The 17,971-nt window shown below is 59.8% G+C and carries 17 protein-coding genes; 13 read left to right on the top strand and 4 right to left on the bottom strand.

Features of this window, described 5'->3' with window-relative positions:
* Positions 1 to 72 precede the first annotated feature (72 nt).
* The 3 genes from ACR0A2_RS05895 to ACR0A2_RS05885 form a co-directional block, all read right to left on the bottom strand.
* Positions 73 to 4,362 (bottom strand): thiopeptide-type bacteriocin biosynthesis protein, encoded by a 4,290-nt coding sequence (locus ACR0A2_RS05895; protein ID WP_480834366.1) that lies wholly within the window; start codon positions 4,360 to 4,362, stop codon positions 73 to 75.
* Positions 4,363 to 4,401: 39 nt separating this feature from the next.
* Complete coding sequence (locus ACR0A2_RS05890) at positions 4,402 to 4,794, bottom strand: hypothetical protein (RefSeq protein WP_480834364.1); 393 nt, start codon at positions 4,792 to 4,794, stop codon at positions 4,402 to 4,404.
* A 254-nt stretch (positions 4,795 to 5,048) separates the two neighbouring features.
* Positions 5,049 to 5,720, bottom strand: coding sequence for a GntR family transcriptional regulator (locus ACR0A2_RS05885; protein ID WP_152457489.1), 672 nt, complete (start codon positions 5,718 to 5,720; stop codon positions 5,049 to 5,051).
* A gap of 128 nt (positions 5,721 to 5,848) precedes the next feature.
* On the opposite strand from ACR0A2_RS05885, the gene ACR0A2_RS05880 reads away from it, so the two are divergent.
* The 5 genes from ACR0A2_RS05880 to ACR0A2_RS05860 all read left to right on the top strand — a co-directional run bounded on the left by ACR0A2_RS05880 (position 5,849) and on the right by ACR0A2_RS05860 (position 10,042).
* Entirely contained in the window at positions 5,849 to 6,793 is a 945-nt protein-coding gene (locus tag ACR0A2_RS05880) for a class II glutamine amidotransferase domain-containing protein (protein WP_480834362.1), read from the top strand.
* Positions 6,790 to 7,503 (top strand): GltB/FmdC/FwdC-like GXGXG domain-containing protein, encoded by a 714-nt coding sequence (locus tag ACR0A2_RS05875; protein ID WP_480834361.1) that lies wholly within the window; start codon positions 6,790 to 6,792, stop codon positions 7,501 to 7,503. The genes ACR0A2_RS05880 and ACR0A2_RS05875 overlap by 4 nt, the downstream gene beginning before the upstream one ends.
* Positions 7,488 to 8,912: an FMN-binding glutamate synthase family protein gene (locus ACR0A2_RS05870; protein ID WP_480834359.1), complete on the top strand. Its 1,425-nt coding sequence runs from the start codon at positions 7,488 to 7,490 to the stop codon at positions 8,910 to 8,912. The genes ACR0A2_RS05875 and ACR0A2_RS05870 overlap by 16 nt, the downstream gene beginning before the upstream one ends.
* Positions 8,909 to 9,604 carry a type 1 glutamine amidotransferase gene (locus tag ACR0A2_RS05865; RefSeq protein ID WP_480834357.1) on the top strand — a complete coding sequence of 232 codons (696 nt, stop codon included), beginning with the start codon at positions 8,909 to 8,911 and terminating at the stop codon, positions 9,602 to 9,604. The genes ACR0A2_RS05870 and ACR0A2_RS05865 overlap by 4 nt, the downstream gene beginning before the upstream one ends.
* 87 nt (positions 9,605 to 9,691) lie before the next feature.
* Entirely contained in the window at positions 9,692 to 10,042 is a 351-nt protein-coding gene (locus ACR0A2_RS05860; RefSeq protein ID WP_152457494.1) for a YjiS-like domain-containing protein, read from the top strand.
* On the opposite strand, the gene ACR0A2_RS05855 is transcribed toward ACR0A2_RS05860, so the two are convergent.
* Positions 10,039 to 11,178 carry an FAD-dependent oxidoreductase gene (locus ACR0A2_RS05855; protein ID WP_224855095.1) on the bottom strand — a complete coding sequence of 380 codons (1,140 nt, stop codon included), beginning with the start codon at positions 11,176 to 11,178 and terminating at the stop codon, positions 10,039 to 10,041. The genes ACR0A2_RS05860 and ACR0A2_RS05855 overlap by 4 nt on opposite strands.
* A 91-nt stretch (positions 11,179 to 11,269) precedes the next feature.
* On the opposite strand from ACR0A2_RS05855, the gene ACR0A2_RS05850 reads away from it, so the two are divergent.
* Genes ACR0A2_RS05850 through ACR0A2_RS05815 form a run of 8 tightly spaced genes read left to right on the top strand, consistent with a single transcriptional unit; the run spans position 11,270 to position 17,971 of the window.
* On the top strand, positions 11,270 to 12,562 hold the full coding sequence (locus ACR0A2_RS05850) for a glutamine synthetase family protein (RefSeq protein WP_171639763.1): 1,293 nt from the start codon (positions 11,270 to 11,272) through the stop codon (positions 12,560 to 12,562).
* A complete protein-coding gene (locus tag ACR0A2_RS05845; RefSeq protein ID WP_152457497.1) occupies positions 12,562 to 12,828 on the top strand; it encodes a EutN/CcmL family microcompartment protein in 267 nt (88 codons plus the stop codon). Before ACR0A2_RS05850 ends, ACR0A2_RS05845 begins: the two co-directional genes overlap by 1 nt.
* A 40-nt stretch (positions 12,829 to 12,868) precedes the next feature.
* On the top strand, positions 12,869 to 13,177 hold the full coding sequence (locus tag ACR0A2_RS05840; protein WP_117869464.1) for a BMC domain-containing protein: 309 nt from the start codon (positions 12,869 to 12,871) through the stop codon (positions 13,175 to 13,177).
* Positions 13,178 to 13,199: 22 nt separating this feature from the next.
* Complete coding sequence (locus ACR0A2_RS05835; RefSeq protein ID WP_480834355.1) at positions 13,200 to 14,384, top strand: hypothetical protein; 1,185 nt, start codon at positions 13,200 to 13,202, stop codon at positions 14,382 to 14,384.
* Positions 14,384 to 15,763 (top strand): aldehyde dehydrogenase family protein, encoded by a 1,380-nt coding sequence (locus tag ACR0A2_RS05830; RefSeq protein ID WP_480834353.1) that lies wholly within the window; start codon positions 14,384 to 14,386, stop codon positions 15,761 to 15,763. The genes ACR0A2_RS05835 and ACR0A2_RS05830 overlap by 1 nt, the downstream gene beginning before the upstream one ends.
* Positions 15,760 to 16,383, top strand: coding sequence for a BMC domain-containing protein (locus ACR0A2_RS05825; RefSeq protein WP_480834352.1), 624 nt, complete (start codon positions 15,760 to 15,762; stop codon positions 16,381 to 16,383). The genes ACR0A2_RS05830 and ACR0A2_RS05825 overlap by 4 nt, the downstream gene beginning before the upstream one ends.
* On the top strand, positions 16,383 to 17,564 hold the full coding sequence (locus ACR0A2_RS05820) for a malate dehydrogenase (RefSeq protein ID WP_171206565.1): 1,182 nt from the start codon (positions 16,383 to 16,385) through the stop codon (positions 17,562 to 17,564). The genes ACR0A2_RS05825 and ACR0A2_RS05820 overlap by 1 nt, the downstream gene beginning before the upstream one ends.
* A complete protein-coding gene (locus ACR0A2_RS05815) occupies positions 17,561 to 17,971 on the top strand; it encodes a Rid family hydrolase (RefSeq protein WP_480834351.1) in 411 nt (136 codons plus the stop codon). The genes ACR0A2_RS05820 and ACR0A2_RS05815 overlap by 4 nt, the downstream gene beginning before the upstream one ends.

Genomic DNA, 17,971 nt, shown 5'->3' with positions numbered 1-17,971 from the left:
GGGGGTATGTGTGGACAGCCCATGTTTCGGGCGGACGGTTCAGGTTCCAACCCGCTGCCGTGAGCATGCCGCTTAGGACGATTTCCACCCGTGGCTCAATTTGGTTCGATAATGTCGACACAGCGCCTCGTGGATGACCGCCTCTTCCGCGGCGGTTCCCCAGTGGAGGATCCGGTTGATGGACATATGAGCGAGGCTTCCCAGAACGTCGGCCAAGCTGCTTCCCAACCGGCCATCCTGTTCTTCTCGCTGAAGGCGTCCAAGATCCGGATGAAGCCTGGCCGCACGTGCGTTCCAGCGCGATGGCCGCGAATGAATGCCTTTGCCCACCCCGAGCTCACTCAGAACAACACACGCACTTTTCCATTCCTTTCCAATAGCACGACGCGCAATCCGGCACGACGCCGGGCCGCCGCCGTAGTTTTGCGAACAGCGCTCGGAGATCGCCAGCCGAACACCTGTAGGCAATTCCAAATCTTCGAACAGGGCGTCGATACTGGCGGCCGACGCCATCCACCGTCTGGACCGGCTGATCTTCGGATCGTTGAGCACATCAAGCGCAGTGATCGAGTCGGCGCCGAATATCCTCTCGCATGCGCCGAGCCCCAGTTCTCCGCCGTAGCGCGCCGTTTCAGGCAGGTATTCGTCAACAAGAAACCTGTCCACCAATCCACCGGCCGTTTTCTGCAAGTGAACAAGCACCCGGTTCCTCAGAACTCTGTCATGATCGTTTGAAAACTTGATGCGGAGGCGCAGTTCAAGCTCCGGGTCTGCATATCTTACGAAGAACCAGTTCTCGATCAGATTGCGTTTCTGCCACAGCGCCAACCTGTTCGATTGCAGTTTCAGGAACTGTTCCAGCTTCATGGCATCCCCGAAAAGCCGCAGATACAACCATGACCCGGCCTCTTCAGTGCCGTGCCCCAGCGGTTGCCATGCGGTCGGGTTGGCATCGTATTCGACAAAGGGCGTATCAACTGGCTTTGCTGGGGCATAAACCAGTTCAGAGGCCAATCGACCATGCGGCGAGTCGATCCACCAATCCTTGGGCGTTGGAAGGTACTCGCAGATCGAAAGCGGCCCTTTTTTCAACGTCTTGATCAGGTTCGCAGTGGAAAAGGGGTTGTCCAGATCCCATGGCGTGGCCATGTCGCTGGCCTCATCCGTAGGGGCCACGTATCGCGGCAATTCCAGTTTTTGTCGGTTGGCTTCCAGCCAGAATTCCGCTTTGCCCGACCTGACCACCTGTGTCGGGATGCAAAGACGCCACCGTTGCGGCGCAAGGACCACATTTCCAGCACAGACCCTGGGCAGCCGGTTCCGATTGCTTTGCGATTGCCACGACCAGATCACCGACGGTTGCCGCATGTGCGTGGCGATGTCGATGAGCAGAAGATAGACAGCCGGCGCCCCGGGAGGGCTTTGGTGGGCAGCGTGCAGTTGTGGAATGACCTCGACGCCTTGGTTGCCCCAGAACAGTCGGAACCGACTGCCATCGTAACGAATCCACAGATCGTGCAGCGGAATCCTCAGTTCGGGCGGTAACCCGCTGTCGCCGAGGATCTCGATGACATACCGGGAAAGGCTGGCGCGTCTGAGGATGTTTGATGACCGGGGGTCCGTGGCGCACAGGATGTCTGCTTCGACAATTGTCGAATCCTCTTCACGCGTGGGGCTGTGTTGCATCAACGCGTCTGCGATCAACTGATTTCGCCTTGAGAAACGGCCGAAAATCGCCTTGGGCCCGCCCGGGAAAATACCTTCGGGATAGGCCGTCCAGACGGGGTTGTGCCCGGAGCTGCGTCCTACCTTGCTCAGAAGAACGCCATCCTGGATGGCGAAAGGGGCCTGATCCGTGTTGCGGGCATGCAGGATCTCGATATCCTGCGCGCAAAGCACCCACTTGCGCGCGTCCCAATCGGGTTCCAGCGGAAATTCCTGAAGGTTTTGCCTAGGGGCATCACTTGACGACTCCGTACCTGTAACGAAATCCATTCGCAGCGGCATGCCGAGATATGCAAGCCCGCTTTCGGCATCCACGGCCTGACCCAGCAATACGGCGCGGTCACCGTAACGGTCAAGGAAACGCCGTTCAAATTCCAGAAAACGGTTTGGCTTTGGCACGCGAAAGCCGATCTTTTCCAAAATATTCCATGCGTCGGTCAGTGCCTGCACCGCGCGCAGTGGAGTTTCCAACGTGCCGACGCAATGCGCATCGACATGCAGAAAATCACCTCTCCAACCCGGGGCGAAAGAGTCAGCTGTTCGCCCCAGTTGCTTTAACGCGATCATCGAAGGGGTTTCACGCGCGGCATCAAGAGCACGCCCGAGCGCCGCCAAGCCTCTCTTTTGACGGGCGGTCATATCTCTTTCCAGCCGCTTCAGGGATCTGGCGGTTGCGTCATGCCCCAGAAGTATTGGGTCTTTCTGTGGAATCAGAGCCTCGGACCGACAGAGATCCGAGATTGTCACGGCAGATTTGAAAAGGCGGTCTTTGAGGGCCGTTTCCAGATCGGAAATCGGGACGGAATCGACATCAAAGATGAACTCTGCCAGATCGGAATCCGCCGCTGCAATGATCTGTTCGTGGTTCCAGGGCCCGTCGAGATCACCGTTGGTTATCCAGTGCAGAACGTCCTGTTCCCACCAGGCCGATGGATTGCACCGCACCCTCGTGCTTTGCGTTTCGGCGAGTCCGGCGGCAATATGAGACAAAAACCCACAGTCCAGATCCATATCCAGATGGTGGTCTGCCACGGTTACGATGTCCTTGCCTGCAACAGGTACTGCCGTGCCCACTGCCGCGAATGCGCCGAACGGCGTCGGGCGAAAACACATTCGGTAAACAAACCGATACAATGTGCCGAGGACTGCGGGGGAGAGGCCTTCGCCTTTCTCGATTTCCCGCATGACCTTCGAGAAAAAACCGGGTCGTGCTATGAACAACGACAAGGCAAAGGACGGATCGCGAATTAAATCTGAAGCACGCTTTTCCAGATCCTTTTTTCGGGTGCTTTTTGTGACTCCGCCAAGATCGTGCTTCGGTGAACGCGTACAAACACGAATTCCAAGGAACGGACGAGCGCTGTGCGGTTCCGGATGGGACGGACAGTGGACATTCTGTTCAACATCCAGCCCCATGAACTTCAGATATCCGAGGCAATCCGTGTCCCTTAGGGCAAGCAGTGCCAACAAAACGCCGCTCGACCCGGTCAGAAGGTCCGTCGATTGAAACGTCTTCCAGCCTGCGCCGATCGCGGGAAGCCCGTCCGGGCTCAATTCCCGTTCAACGAGGGATAAAAGCCGTTCGGCGTGCTTTTCGATCAGGGGATCGACGTTTGCTTTGGGAAAAAGCGATCGAATGGCAAGGGCCATCACCACAATTCCGGCATCGCCATGGCACAGCCCGCCATCATTGATACCCGTCTCATTAAAAGGTCTTTCGACGCAGGATACCAGAACCCGCGATGCGACATCGCGTATTTCGTCCTCCATACCCACCAGCCTCGCCGCCGCCAGCGCGGTGTATATGATACCAAGGTCGCCATAACACCACGCAAGACGTGACGGTACCTCCCAGGCATGACTGAGCGCTGACATGCAGGGAAAGCAGGATGACAGACCGCTGTCTGAAAACGCGCCCCGGTGCGAAAGCAGAAACAGGACCGCGTCTTTGAGGTCTTCGATTTGTCGTGGCGTGAACGCGTGCCGCCGACCCAGGCGGACCAGAGCCAGAACGGCGCCGGGAGAACCATGCGCCAGCCCCATGTTGACGAGGTACCGCGTTGTTTTCCGGGGGCCGGTCTCGTCTTCCGGAGAGGAAAAAGGTTCTGTCCACGCAAGCCCCCGTTCTGTGCGCGCCGAGTGCCTCCAAAGCTCCTCTGCCAAACGCAGGCACAGCGACTTTCCCCCAAGACGGGCCGTCCGGGATTTTGGTTCGCACAGAAATACGGATATGCCCGCAAGACCGGACACGTGATCGAAGTGCCCCATCCAAGGGGCTTCGAGAAGGCGTTGCGCAACCGAACGCAGGGCACGGTCAAGCGCCAGTTGCGCTTCGGGATCGTTTGGATTGGCGTCCAGAGCATGGCAGGCCAGCAACCCAAGGCCGGCGCGGCCATCGAACAGTGAAACAGGGGCTCCGCGCAGGTCTCGGTCGCAAGCCCAGATGGTCGCAAGGCGACGTGACGCGGCGGGTCGCACGCGATCATCTTTCAGAAACTTGTCCGCCGCCAGCAATGCCAGCGCCTCTCCGGCGACGGCGCTTCCTAGTCCGATTGCATCAGTTCTGATCGGGGCCGCAACAATCGACCCTGCAATGGACTGTATTGCCGCTTCAATCCGCGTTGTCGAAATAGACATGGAACAAAACAATTTTCCCCGCCAAACGGGATTTGTCATTCAGCAGGCGTTTGGATGGCACCCTTTGCTGCTGGCACGGATGCTGCACCAATTCTTGCAGCAATTCTTGGCCCAGCTGAACGTGCGGCGCGTCGGAGCGCCAATGCTGCCGGCGTCAACGAAGCCGAAGGCAGGACCGGTGGACGTGGGATTGAAATCAGAAGAATGATTACCCAGCTCGCCCAGGGATTCGATGGATGTCAAAAGCGCGTCCACGCGATGTTCGACGGTTTCCAGCCTGTCTTCCGGGCCTGGTTCCATGACGCGCATCAACTGGTCGAGGCGCTGCTCGATCGCGGTCAGCCTGTCATCGACAGACCGGCATTCCGGATCTGTCTTTTCGCTTTCAGTATAATCGTGTTCTTTGCGATTGTCGTTTTCGTCAGCACTCATTTCTCTCTCCGGAATCTGAGGTGGTCGAATAGTCGACTTGGGACCGCCTGTGGAAAAACGTGTCGTTCAAATATCAACTCCGATGGAATCGGAGGGTCTTTGTAATGAGAGACTTCTATAATAGACGAAAATGACCGTTTTGTCATGAAGCCGTCAGAACAGCGCGCGGATACCTTGATGGCATTGCCCGCGATGCATGAGCCGGTTTCAGGCAGGCGAACCGGCGCGGTCCGCCTTGCTTATGGTTCTGTGCGTCAGCCGTTGTCCGCTTCTTTCAGCCCCTCGATCTGCAAATCGAACCCGGCCTGAATATGGGCGGTAAAGGTTTCCAGTGCTTCTGTCACGTCTCCGGTTTCAATCGCGTCGACAAGCGCCTGATGATCACCCAGAGACTGCGAAATGTCGACATTTTCGATTGCAGAAAACAGGTGAAAGGCCATGGCCTTGCCCCAGATCATGTCGAACATGTCCAGCAGGAACTTGTTTCCCGCTTCAACCATGAAGGCGCGGTGAATGCGCCGATTGGCAATGAAATAGTCGCGCGTCGTGGGGTTGGTCAGATTTTCCTCACGACGAATCAGCTCGCGCAAACCCTCCAGAACTGCGGGGTCTGCGTGGGCCGCAAGAATCCGGGCGGCCTGACCTTCGATTGCGGCGCGGGCCTGATACAGTTGCCGGACTTCGGCTTGATCCATGCGTGCCAGCCGGAAACCACCGCTTGCGGCGACTTCCAGAACCCCTTCGGTTTCCAGCCGCATAAGGGCTTCGCGAACCGGGGTTCGGCTGATGTTCAGTTCCGCTGCCAGCTTTTCCTGAACCAATCGGTCTTCGGCAGAGATTTCGCGGCTCATTATGGCTTCGACCAACTGATCATAAACCTCGTCCGCCAGCCGTCTGCGCTGCGTTTTTATCTGTTTCAGAGCCACTCGGAGCCTCTCTTTCCGTGTTTTGTGAATTCTGTATTCAAAAAAGCATCTGGTGCCAAGGCGAATGGGCTTGCTATTGTCCGTGTACTGTATACAGTATACAAACGTAGTTGAACAGGGAGCTCTTCATGTGTGGAATCGCTGGAAGGATTCTTACCGCACCCGGGCAGGTCGGGGCGGACCTGGTAGACCTGATGGATGCGCAGGAACACCGTGGCGCAGACAGCACCGGGTTTGCAGTTTATGGGCCGCCACGAGACACCGGATATGTTTTACGAGGGATGGGATTTGACAAATCCCGGCAGGATGCTGACCTGAATGCGTTTGAGGCGGTGTTGAAGGATCACAGCTCTGGCTTTCTGTCCGATCCGAAGATCGTAACCGATGAGAACCGGCATTATTGCTTTCGTGCGGAAATCTCGGACCCGACTGATTTGCAGGCCTGGGTGCGGGATGCAGATGAGCTGACGGACCGGTTCGAAGTGCAGTCCTGCGGCCGTAGTCTTGAGATCATCAAGGATATCGGCGGGGCCGAAGCGGTTGCCGAAAAGCATGGCGTGCGCGACATGATCGGCACCCATGGTCTTGGCCACGCGCGGCTTGCGACGGAAAGCTCGGTTCTGCCTAACGCCTCACACCCGTTTTGGGCGCGGCCGTTTTCGGATGTGGCGATCGTGCATAACGGCCAGATCACCGACTATTTCACTTGGCGCGACAAGTTGATCCGAAAGGGCTATCGCTTTCTGACCGAGAATGACAGCGAGTTGATTGCGGTCTGGGTCAGTGACCAGATGAAAGCGGGCCTGACGATGGAACAGGCGCTGAAAAAGTCGATTACCTCTATCGACGGGGTATTCACCTACATGATCGCAACGCCGGACGGGATCGGATTTGCCAAGGATCGGTTCGCGATGAAGCCGCTGGTTGTGGTCAATCGCAATGGGGATCTGGCCGCCGCGACCGAAGAACAGGCGGTGCGTCGCGTGATGGCCGAGGAATGCGACGTGATCAACTATGATGGCCCATCGCTGACCGGCATCTGGGGTGTCGGCAACCGGAGCCTGGCAGCATGAGCGAGGTAGCAAGACAGATGGATGAAATCGTCATCGAAGTCGGCAAGCGGCACATTCGTGAGGTGAACCGGGATATCATGGCGGCCTGCGCATCTGGACGGCCGATCCGGGTTGTCGATACGCTGTCGCGACACAATCTGGGCGTGGGCCTGCCGGATAATGTGGACATCACTTTCGAAGGTTCGGTGGGATACTATTGCGGTGGACTGAACACTGGCGCCAACATCTCCATCGAACGCAATTGCGGGTGGGCCGTGGGCGAAGGGATGGCCAAGGGTCACATCACTGTCGGTGGCTATGCGGGCATGTCCTGCGGGGCGGCGATGATTGGCGGCACCATTCATGTCAAAGGTGATGCCGGGCCGCGTGTCGGTGTTGCCATGAAGGGCGGCAACATCGTGGTCGAGGGCAAGATCGGATACCAATCCGGTTTCATGGCGCATGCGGGCCGCATCATTGCGCTGGGCGGTGCGGGTGAATCCTGTGCGGACGCGTTGTGGCAAGGCGAGGTTTGGGTCGCAGGCGAAGTCGAAAGTCTGGGTGTGGACGTCTCGGTGGTCGAACCCACTGCCGAAGAGGTGGCCGAGGTCGATGCGATCCTTGATCCTCTGGGGCTTGTCGACAGCTCTCGTAACTGGCGCAAAATGGTCTCTGGCCAGCGCCTTTGGTATTTTGAAAGCAGGGACGCAAGCGCATGGCTCATGATCTGAGTAAACCTTATGACTACCCGTTCGAAGTCGCGTCAGAGGAAGAAATACGGTTCCGCGACGCAGGCGCGGTCGATGAACGACCGGCTGGTGTGCCTTCGTCTTATGATGAAGGGGGATCAACCCGCTGGACGCCCGAAGCGATATCGGAAGTTCACGCATTGGCGCAGCTTGGGCGGTATCAGGTGCGTGGCTACAACACGTTCAACAAGCAGTTGCCGACATTCGACGATCTGACATTTGTCCCGGCGACGATGACCCGCCTGCCGTTGGAAGGATACCGCGAGAGCTGCGATACGACGACGGTTCTGGGCGGCGGGCGCGGATTGGTGGAACGGCCACTGGAACTGAAAATCCCGATCTATATCGCATCGATGTCTTTCGGCGCGCTCTCGGCTTCGGCCAAGGCGTCGCTTGGTTATGGTGCCTCGAAGGTGGGCACCATGACCTGCACCGGCGAAGGCGGCATGCTGGAAGAGGAGCGCGAAGCCTCCCAACGCCTGCTCTACCAGATGTCGCCTGCCCGCTATGGGGTCGATCTGGATCACCTGCGCCGCGCCGATGCGCTCGAACTGGTGGTCGGGCAGGGGGCCAAACCGGGCACCGGCGGTCTGCTGCTGGGAATGAAGGTCAGCCCGCGGGTCAGCGAAATGCGCACTTTACCCGAAGGGGTCGATCAGCGATCCACTATCCGGCATCCCGATTTCCTTGGGGCCGACGATCTGGCCGTCAAAATCGAGGAATTGCGGATCGCCACGAACTATCAGGTGCCGATCTTCATCAAGATGGGGGCCACGCGGCCGCGGTTCGACGTGGCCGTGGCTGCAAAGGCGGGCGCGGATGTGGTCGTGGTGGACGGGGCCGAAGGCGGCACCGGTGCGTCACCCGAGTTGCTGCTGAATCACACGGGCATACCGACCATGAGTGCCATACGCGCGGCACGCGAAGCGTTGGATGAGTGCGGGATGAGTGGCAAGGTCTCGCTTGTCGCCGCGGGGGGGATTCGATCAGGTGTCGACGCGGCCAAATGTCTGGCGCTTGGGGCGGATGCGGTCATGATCGGGAATGCCGCGATGGTCGCGCTGGGATGCAACACTCCCAGATATCTGGACGATTATGAGGCGCTGGGAACATCGCCGGGGGCGTGTCATCACTGCCATACGGGCCGTTGCCCGGTTGGGATCGCAACGCAGGATCCTGACCTTGAGGCGCGAATGAACCCGCATGCAGGTGCAGAGCGCGTCGCGCGGTATCTGACCGCGATGACAATGGAGATCACGGCGCTTGCCAAGGCCTGCGGCAAATCTTCGGTGCACAATCTGGAAACCGAAGATCTGCGCGCGCTCAGTTTTCAGGCCTCGGCCTTTACCGGCGTCAAGATGGCGGGCATCGACAGGGCCTTCGACTGGTGAGGATCGCACTTCTTGAGTTGACCCTTCATCCATTGCCGCTGCTTGAGGGGCTGCCGCGGACGGCCCAGCAGATCCGCGCATGGCTTGAACCACATCTGCCCGAAGCCCGATTTTCCACGGTGGATGTGGTCGACGGCGAGGCATTGCCTCAGCTCGGGGATTTTGATGGGGTTGTCGTCGGAGGGTCCGAATTCGGTGTCTATGATGACACGGAGTGGATGCGGCCCCTTCGCGATTTCCTGGAGTTGTGCCGGGATCATGCCAAGCCGGTCTTCGGCATCTGCTTTGGTCATCAGATCATGGCGGATGTCTATGGCGGCAAAGCCGATAAGGCCGAGATCGGCAATGTCGTCGGCGCGCGAGGCTTTGATTATGGTGGAACCAGCGTTGATGCCTTTGTCTGGCATCAGGATCAGGTCACGCAGGTTCCTCCTTCGGCGCGGGTGACAGGGGCGGCGGATCACTGCCCGGTAGGGGCCTTGGATTATGATTTCCCGGCCCGTTCCGTGCAATTCCATCCCGAATACCGGGCAAGCCATCTGCGTGAATTGTTCGTGCGCGGGCGCGACGTGTTTCTTGCACCGCAAGAGGCGGATGAGGGGCTGGCCTCGATTGAAATGGCACATGTGCCGAAGGATCTGGCCGCCGCGCAGGCGGTTGACTTGTTTCGCAAGGCCTGCGGACGGTTGTAAGTCCTGAAAACCCGCTTGATCCTGATCAATTCCGGTTTTGAAATGCTGTGTATACTGTATCCACAACGTGGTGGAGGAGGCCGCGAGATGTCGGGATACACAGATTTCTTTCAGAAAATAGCGCGCATTGTCAGTACACCTCGGGATGAAAACCTGAGTGATAGAGAGCTTTCGGACCTTGGCTTGTCCCGCGCGGATCTGGCCATGTTGCGATCGGGCGCACCGCAGGCCCGAGAGCGTATACTCGCCATGGCCGGACAATTCGGACTGACCGAGGCGGACCTGAACGCGCACCCCGAACTGGGGTTGGAACTGGCGGAAAAATGCGGGCACTGCCTTCAGGCCGAAACCTGCCGTGACGCGATCCGGGCGGGCGCGCGTCTGCCCCAGGGCAAATGCCCGAATGCTGGAATTTATCGCGCCCTCCTGGATGGTTAACGTCCGCTGGGGCTTTCCTTCGGGCTCAGCTTTCTGCGGCCGCTGATCTTGAACCGGTCCGCGGTTCCAAAATCCTTCAGCCCAACGCCTGCGGCAAATTCTGCAAACACCGGGGCGTGCTTGAACAAGTGGCCAGAGCATCCGCCGGCGAACAGCACGTTTTCATGCTCGGGGTGCCAGTCGACAATGAAATGTGTATCCGGGGTCAGAATGATCTGGTTGAACTTGGAATCCACGACCCGTTGCCCCTCCAGACCCGGAAGCCGGTGGCGGATATAGCTGCGTGTGCGGCCAAGCGTTTCCTGGCGGATCAGCCGTTCATCATTGTCCAGATCGATCTTGTCCGGGATGACGACCGCCGCCTTCACACCGGATCCTTCAGACGACGGCAGACCAAATGACCCTTGCCCGTGATCGATCCAGCAGGGCATCCGGCTCATGTCGAAATCTTCCGACCCGTCGGGTGTCGAAGTGTAGAGGACATTGACGCCGACCACGGTCGAGATCGGCTTGATCGTTCTGGGAAACATGTCGGCCATCCATGGGCCGGTCGCCATGATGATCAGATCGGCCTCGAGCGGTTTGCCGTCAAGCATCGGACGTTCCGATCCATCCGTGGTGACGCGACCACGTTGTATTTTGCCTCCTGCCTTTCGGAACAGATCCAAACCGGTCAGAACGCATCGATGTGCCATCAGCATTCCGGCTTCGGGTTCGAACAGCGCATATTCGATGTCGGTGACCTTGAACTGAGGGAACCGCGATTCGATATCCTGCCGGCCGAATTTGTAATAGGGCACCCCGACCCGGTCGAAAGTCTGTGCGGTTGCGTCTTCCCAGTCGCAATGCCCCGCCGTCGCCAGAATCAAGGCGCCGCATTCATACATCAGGTTCTGGCCGCTTTCGGCTTGCAGCTCCAGCCAGCGCAGGCGGCTTTCACGCGCCCAGCGTGTATAGAACTCGTCCCGCCCGGATATGGCGCGAATCACTCGGTTGTAATCTGTTGAAGATGCACGGGAATGTCCCGGCTCCCACCTGTCGATCAATGTCACGGCCTCGCCGCGCCGTTGCAGTGTAAGCGCTGTCATGACGCCGACTATGCCGCCTCCTACAACGATGACCGAGCTTTTGGACATGGCGCAGATTTTCCTTGTTTCCTGACTGGCTTTGTGAATACTGTATACAGAATACAGCAATTATAAAGCTAAAAACAGGGAGCACGCGCAAATGAGTTCGGGGTTTGATCTGCCCGAGGGCACACATACCGTCATTCTTGGTGTCGGGGATCTCAACGGCATCATGCGTGGCAAGCGCATTCCGGCCAGCCATTGGGATCATGTCTGCAAAAGCGGCAATGCTCTGTCGATTGCGCTGCTGGCGATCGATATGACCTGCGACGTCTGGGATACGCCATACGTCAATTTCGACAACGGTTACCCCGACATGCATGTCTTTCCGATGACAAAGCCTGTCGCCGTCCCGTGGGAACCGGGCGTGGCCGTCTGTTTTGGCCGCGCTGAGGGCATGGATCACAAACCGGTGCCGATCGATCCGCGTCAGGCTTTGGTGCGGCAGGTGGACCGGGCCCGCGACATGGGGTTCGAGGTGAATGTCGGCACGGAATTGGAATTCTATCTGCTGGATCCGGAAACCGGCCAGCCGCGCGACACGGGCATCCAGGTCTATGGTCTGGGCCGCGCCGCCCGGATGGAACACATCGTAGGCCCGATCCGTCAGCAGATCAACGAATGTGGCATTCCGATCGAACAGTCGAACCCGGAATATGCGGCCGGCCAGATCGAGGTCAACATTCGTTATGGCGAAGCTCTGGCTGCTGCGGATCGTGTCGTTCTGTTCAAATCCCTGATCCGACAATTGGGGATCGCGCACGACTATCTGGCGACTTTCATGCCCAAGCCGTTTTTTGATCAATCGGGCAACGGGTTTCATACGCATTACTCGTTGTGGAAAGACGGCAAAAACGCCTTTGCCGACAACGGCAAGATCAACGACACCGGAAAATCCTTCATCGCAGGCCTGCAAAAGCGCATGTGCGAAACGGCGATTTGCGGCAGTGGTACGGTCAACGGATATCGCCGTCGCCAGCCCTATACCTTCTGCCCGATCAACACGAGCTGGGGCTATGACAACCGGACGGTTGGGATCCGGGTCATCGAAGGCTCGGACAGTGCCGTGCGGGTGGAAAAGCGCGATGCCGGTGCAGACGCCAACCCGTATCTGTTGCTTGCGGCCGAGATTGCCGCCGGGCTTGACGGGATCGAACAGGGGCTGTCCCCTTCGGAACCGACGACAGGCAACGGGTATGAAGAAGGGATCGGAGACCCAATTCCCACCGATTTGCCAACCGCCATCGATCTGGCGCGCGGATCGGAATGGCTGCGCGATGTCATGGGCGAAATGCAGTGGGAACTGGTCCTGCAACAGGCCGAGCGAGAGCTGGAATTCTTCAATCAACAGGTCACACAGGTCGAGCTGGACCGCTACCTGAGGGCGTTCTGATGCACTTGGGCAAGGTCGCTGGAACTGTCACGGCAACTGCCAAGGATGCCAGGCTGGTCGGAGCAAAGCTGCTGGTGACGGATCTGGTCGACAGCAAGGGCAGCCTGATCGATCCCGCGCGGGTTGCGGTCGATACCTGCGGCGCTGGGGTCGGGGATACGGTGCTGGTTGTCAGCGGGTCTGCCGCCCGCATGGCGGCCGGGCTGTCCACGGCCCCCGTGGACATGGCCATCATCGCGGTGATCGACCGCGTCTCGACGACCTGAATCACACTACGCGAAACATCTATTTTTGGAGGAACAGGAAATGGCGAAACCAGTGGCGGGGCAGATGGCCCTGGGCATGATCGAAACACGCGGCCTGGTCGGCGCGATTGAAGCCGCAGATGCGATGGTCAAGGCAGCCAGCGTTGCCATCGTGGGTCAGACCAAAGCTGGCGGCGGGCTGGTGACGACCCTTGTGCGCGGCGAGGTCGGCGCGGTCAAAGCCGCCACCGATGCAGGCGCGACAGCGGCCAACAAGGTGGGCGAGGTGGTCTCGGTTCACGTGATCGCACGGCCGCATGACGAGCTTGAGGCAATCATCGACGGGCTGGGTGCCGGGTCGTCGGCCTGATCAACCCCTTTGAGGAGGTACCATGTCAGCCGGTTTCGAGGATTTCACGCGCGCGGTGACACGTGGCGCGACACGGGATGCACCCGTTGCCCAAAGGTTTGAGCGCATTGCTGTATTGGGTGGCGGCCCGGATGCCCGTCTTCTGGCAGCGCTGTGTCTGGCCGAAGGGGCTGAGGTTACGCTGTTTTCGGCCTATGGGGCGGAACTGTCATTGCTTGCCCAATCCTCGGGCATCGGCATTCGCGGCGAAGGGCCTGTGGGCACGTATCAGGTGGATCGCGACGGGCCTTCGATCCGAACCACGGCAGAGTTGGATGCAGCAGTGCGGGACGCACAGGCGATCTTTCTGACCGGGCCGATCCACAAACAGCGCACCTATGCGATGGTGCTGGCCGATCATCTGCACGATGGGCAGGTGCTTGTTCTGGCGCCCGGTCGCTCTTTGGGCGCGGTCGAAGCGGTCTGGATGCTGCGAATAGGCGGCTGCACTGCCGACGTTACTCTGGTCGAGGCGCAGGGCCTGCCATACTGGTATCAGGCCGAAGGGGCGGGCCTGACCCTGACGCAGGCGGCACCGATGGCTGCTGCGACCTTGCCACGAGGCCGCGCGGACGTTCTTGAAGCGCTGCAACCCTTTCTTTCGAACATCCAGCCGCTGGATTCGGTTCTGGCCTCAGGCTTTGCCGATCTTTCCGCAGCGGTCGAGATTCCGGCGTTGATTCTTGGTGGCGCGGGGCTGGGGGCCGGTGGACCGGATGTGCCGATGGGCGGGGTGCCGCTGGAAGGCAACCGGACATTCTCTGCGCTCATAGGGCCCGAACAGCATGAGGTGATCCACGGGTTGGCTGGCGAAAGGCGGCAGGTCGCAAAGGCCTTTGGCGTTCGAAACCTGCCCGAGACCGATGACTGGATCGCGACCTATGCCGGCGCCAAGCGGGGGGCGGGCGCGCGTCCGGTCCCGGATCGGCAGGCCGCGCGCCAATTGATGCGCGATGGCGTCTTGGGATCATTGGTGCCCCTTGTTTCCGCCGCAAAGCTCGCAGGTTTGACTGCGCCTCTGACGGAAAGCCTGATCTGCATGACAGACCGTATCCTGGGCGCTGACGTGGCCGCGTCCGGGCGCAGGCTGGAAACCATCGGAATTTCCGCAGGCGATGTCGATCAGGCCCGCCGTATCTTTGACACCATTGCCACCGGAGCCTCGTGATGGACGCTGATCTGAAATCCATCGCCGCCGCACGGCGCGCTGCTGAAACGGCTTTCGAAGCCTATCGCGCCTTTCTCGGCACCGCCCCGGCACAGGTGGATGCCATCGTCGATGCCATGGCTCGGGCGATCGAACCCGAAGCCGAACGGTTGGGGCAATTGGCGGTCGAGGAAACCGGGTACGGCAACGCAGCAGACAAGCGGGTCAAGAATCTGTTCAACGCCTTGTCGGTCGCCGATTACCTGCGGGACGTCACGACGCTGGGCCTGTTGTGGCGGGACGATGCGACAAAGATCGCGGCCTTCGGAGAGCCGATGGGTGTGGTTGCGGCGCTTATCCCGGTGACAAATCCGACCTCCACGATCATCTACAAGGTTCTGTCTGCGGTGAAGGCGGGAAATGCCGTCGTCTGTGCCCCGCATCCGCGCGGCGTGGAATGCGGGAAGGAAACCGTCCGCATCATGGCGCGCGTTGCCGAACAGATGGGCGCGCCCAAAGGGTTGATACAATGCCTGGACGCCGTGACCATTCAGGGCACCGCCGAGTTGATGAAGCATCGCCGCACGTCGGTTGTCATGGCGACAGGTGGCCCTGCCATGGTCAAGGCCGCCTATTCCAGCGGTAAACCGACGCTTGCAGTCGGGGCGGGGAACGTGCCGTGTTACGTGCACAAGTCCAAGGCGCGCGATCTGTCCGAAGTGGCCGAGATGATCGTGACGTCAAAAAGCTTCGATTATGGCACGGCCTGTGTCAGTGAGCAGGCCGTGGTCGCCGATCCTGAAATTGCACGCGATCTGCGCCATGAACTGAAACTCAAAGGCGCCTATTTCTGCACCCCGGCCGAGGCTGATCGGCTGGCGCGGGTCATCTTCAAGGGCGTTCAGGCAATGGATCCCGAACGCGTCGGCCAAAGCCCACAGGCGCTGGCCGATGCTGCGGGGTTCTCGATTCCGCCGCGCACGCGCTGTCTGGTGTCGGAAGAAACCGAAGTGGGGTGGCAACGCCCGCTTTCGGCCGAAAAGCTGAACCCGGTGCTGGCCTTTTACGAGGCGAAGTCCACCGATCACGGCATCGAACTGGCGCAATCCATTGCCAAATTCGAAGGTTGGGGACATTCCTCGGTCATCCATTCCGATGATCCCGAGGTGGTCGCTCGGTTTTCTACCGTACCCACGGGGCGGGTCCTGGTGAATACGCCGGGGATCATGGGCGGCATGGGGTATTCCACCGACCTTGAACCATCCTTCATGCTGGGTACCGGTACGTGGTCGGGGTCGATCACCTCGGACAATGTCACCGCCCTGCATCTCATCAACATCAAGCGGGTCGCATATGAAAGCCGACCCTGGCGCGACATTTATGAGGAGTATGGCGCATGAGCGAGATCACGATCCGGGCGCTGATGCAGATCGACAACCTGCAACCGAAATTCGCCGCCTACAACGGCGCGACGGTGCAAGGGTCAGTGCCTTTGTCCGGTGACACCGTGCTGATCGGAGAGTTCGCGCCGGGCAATGGCGTGTTCTCGCTGATCGACCGGGCGCTCAAGGCGTCTTCGGTCGAAGCGACGACGCAGATGGTCGAGCGCGAATTCGGCTTCTTCATCCTCCGCTCGCCTTCAAACGCCGAAGTGTCCGCTGCACGGGACGCGATGCTGGCCGAACTTGGGGCTTCCATGACAGACCGGTTGAAGCCTGCGATCAGTTCCACGCAGATCATCACAAGTGTCGAACCCTATCAGGCGCAGCTTTTGAACAAATGGCGCAAAGGCGCGTTGATCGTGCCGGGGCAGACGTTGGGGATCGTGGAATGTGCGCCGGCCGCCTATATCTCAATTGCCGCGAATGAGGCCGAAAAGGCCGCCGAGATAGACATCGTCGAGGTGCGCGCGGTGGGGCGGTTTGGCCGCTTGTTCATCTCGGGGTCTGAAAATTCGGTCAAAACCGCCGTCGAGGCCGCGACGCGTGCAATCGAGGCGGTGGACGGGCAGGACGTCTGATGGCAACCCCTCGCGTCATAGGCTCGGATGCGGTCGAGGATGCGCGCCGCCGGGGCAGGATAGTGTTCGAGGTTTTGCCGGGTGACATCGTGACGGCCCTTGCGCGTGAAACCGCAGAGCGCGTTGGTATCGCCTTGGTGGACGGCCCGCTGGAGCGACCGAAACCGCCGCGTACGGATGGTGCTGTTTCCATGCGCCGGGTGCTGTACCGCCGTTCACCCAAATGGGTTGCCCCTTCGCGTGCGCCGCGCAAAGCCCGCAGGCTGGGCAAACTTGCCTTGATCGGGGCAGGGGGTGTTGGCGGCAATGTCGCGCATCTGGCGGCGATGGCGGACATGGCGGATGAAATCGCGCTGATCGACATCACTCCGGGATTGGCGGCTTCTACCGCGCTGGATCTCAATCATACGTCCGGGATCACCGGTGCGCGGGCCCGATGTGTCGGTGGCGAAGCGATGGATCTGGTGGCCGGGGCGGATGTGGTTGTCGTTACTGCCGGACGAGCCCGCCGTCCGGGCATGACACGTGCAGATCTGATCGATGTGAATGCCCGCGTGATCCGTCAGTCAGCCGAAGCGATCCGGTCAGCCGCGCCAAATGCCATCGTGATCGTGGTGACCAACCCGCTGGACGAAATGACGGTCGAGATGCTGCGTGCAACAGGTTTCCCCCGCGAACAGGTTTTGGGTATGGCAGGAACTTTGGACAGCAGCCGGTTTCGCAACGCGCTGGCGATGGCCGCGGGTGTCACGCCTGCGGACGTCGAAGCCTTCACGCTTGGCAGCCATGGGGACGAAATGGCCCCGATCCCCAGCCGAGCCAGGATCAAAGGCCGTCCGCTGGATGTATTTCTGTCCCGCGAACAGATCGAAGCCTGTGTTCAGGATGCGATCACCGGGGGCGGTCAGGTGGTTGCGCTTCGGAAGTCAGGCTCTGCAACGATAGCTCCGGCTCATGCCTCGATCGAATTGATTGATCACATTCGGGGCGCGCGTACAGGCCCGGTTCCGGTTTCGGTCATGCTGCACGGGGAATACGGCATCGACGGTGTCGTGCTGGGCGTGCCAGCTCATCTTGGTGCAGGCGGATTGGTTGAGGTCGAGGAGTTGCGGCTAACCGCCGAAGAAAACGCGGCATTGCAAAACGCGGCCGAAGCGATCCGGGTGAGGCTGGGCCTGTGACCCTGCGTTTTTGGAAATCCGGCGGACGGTTTGAAGAGGTGGCCTCGTACTCTCGGGCCAAGCGCATCGGCCCCTTTGTCTGGGTTGCCGGAACAACGGCCATCGAGCCGACGGGCCGCATCCACGCGCCCGGGAACGTTGGTGCGCAGACCTTTTACATCCTGTCACGCATCGAGGACGCACTGAAAGAGGTTGGCGCCGAACTGCGACATGTGGGGCGGGTGCGCGCCTATCTGCCCGATCTGTCCCAAGCAGGCGCGTTTGCGCAGGCGCATGGCGAAGTTTTCAAGGGGATCGATCCGGTTCTGACGGCTGTTCAGGCTGGGCTGACGCAGCCGGGGCTGATGGTGGAAATCGACGTGGATGCCGTGATCCACGATGAAAACGGCGAAATCAGCGGATTCTGA

The sequence above is a fragment of the Ruegeria sp. H8 genome (assembly GCF_056532905.1).
This window is presented reverse-complemented; position numbering and strand designations above follow the sequence as displayed.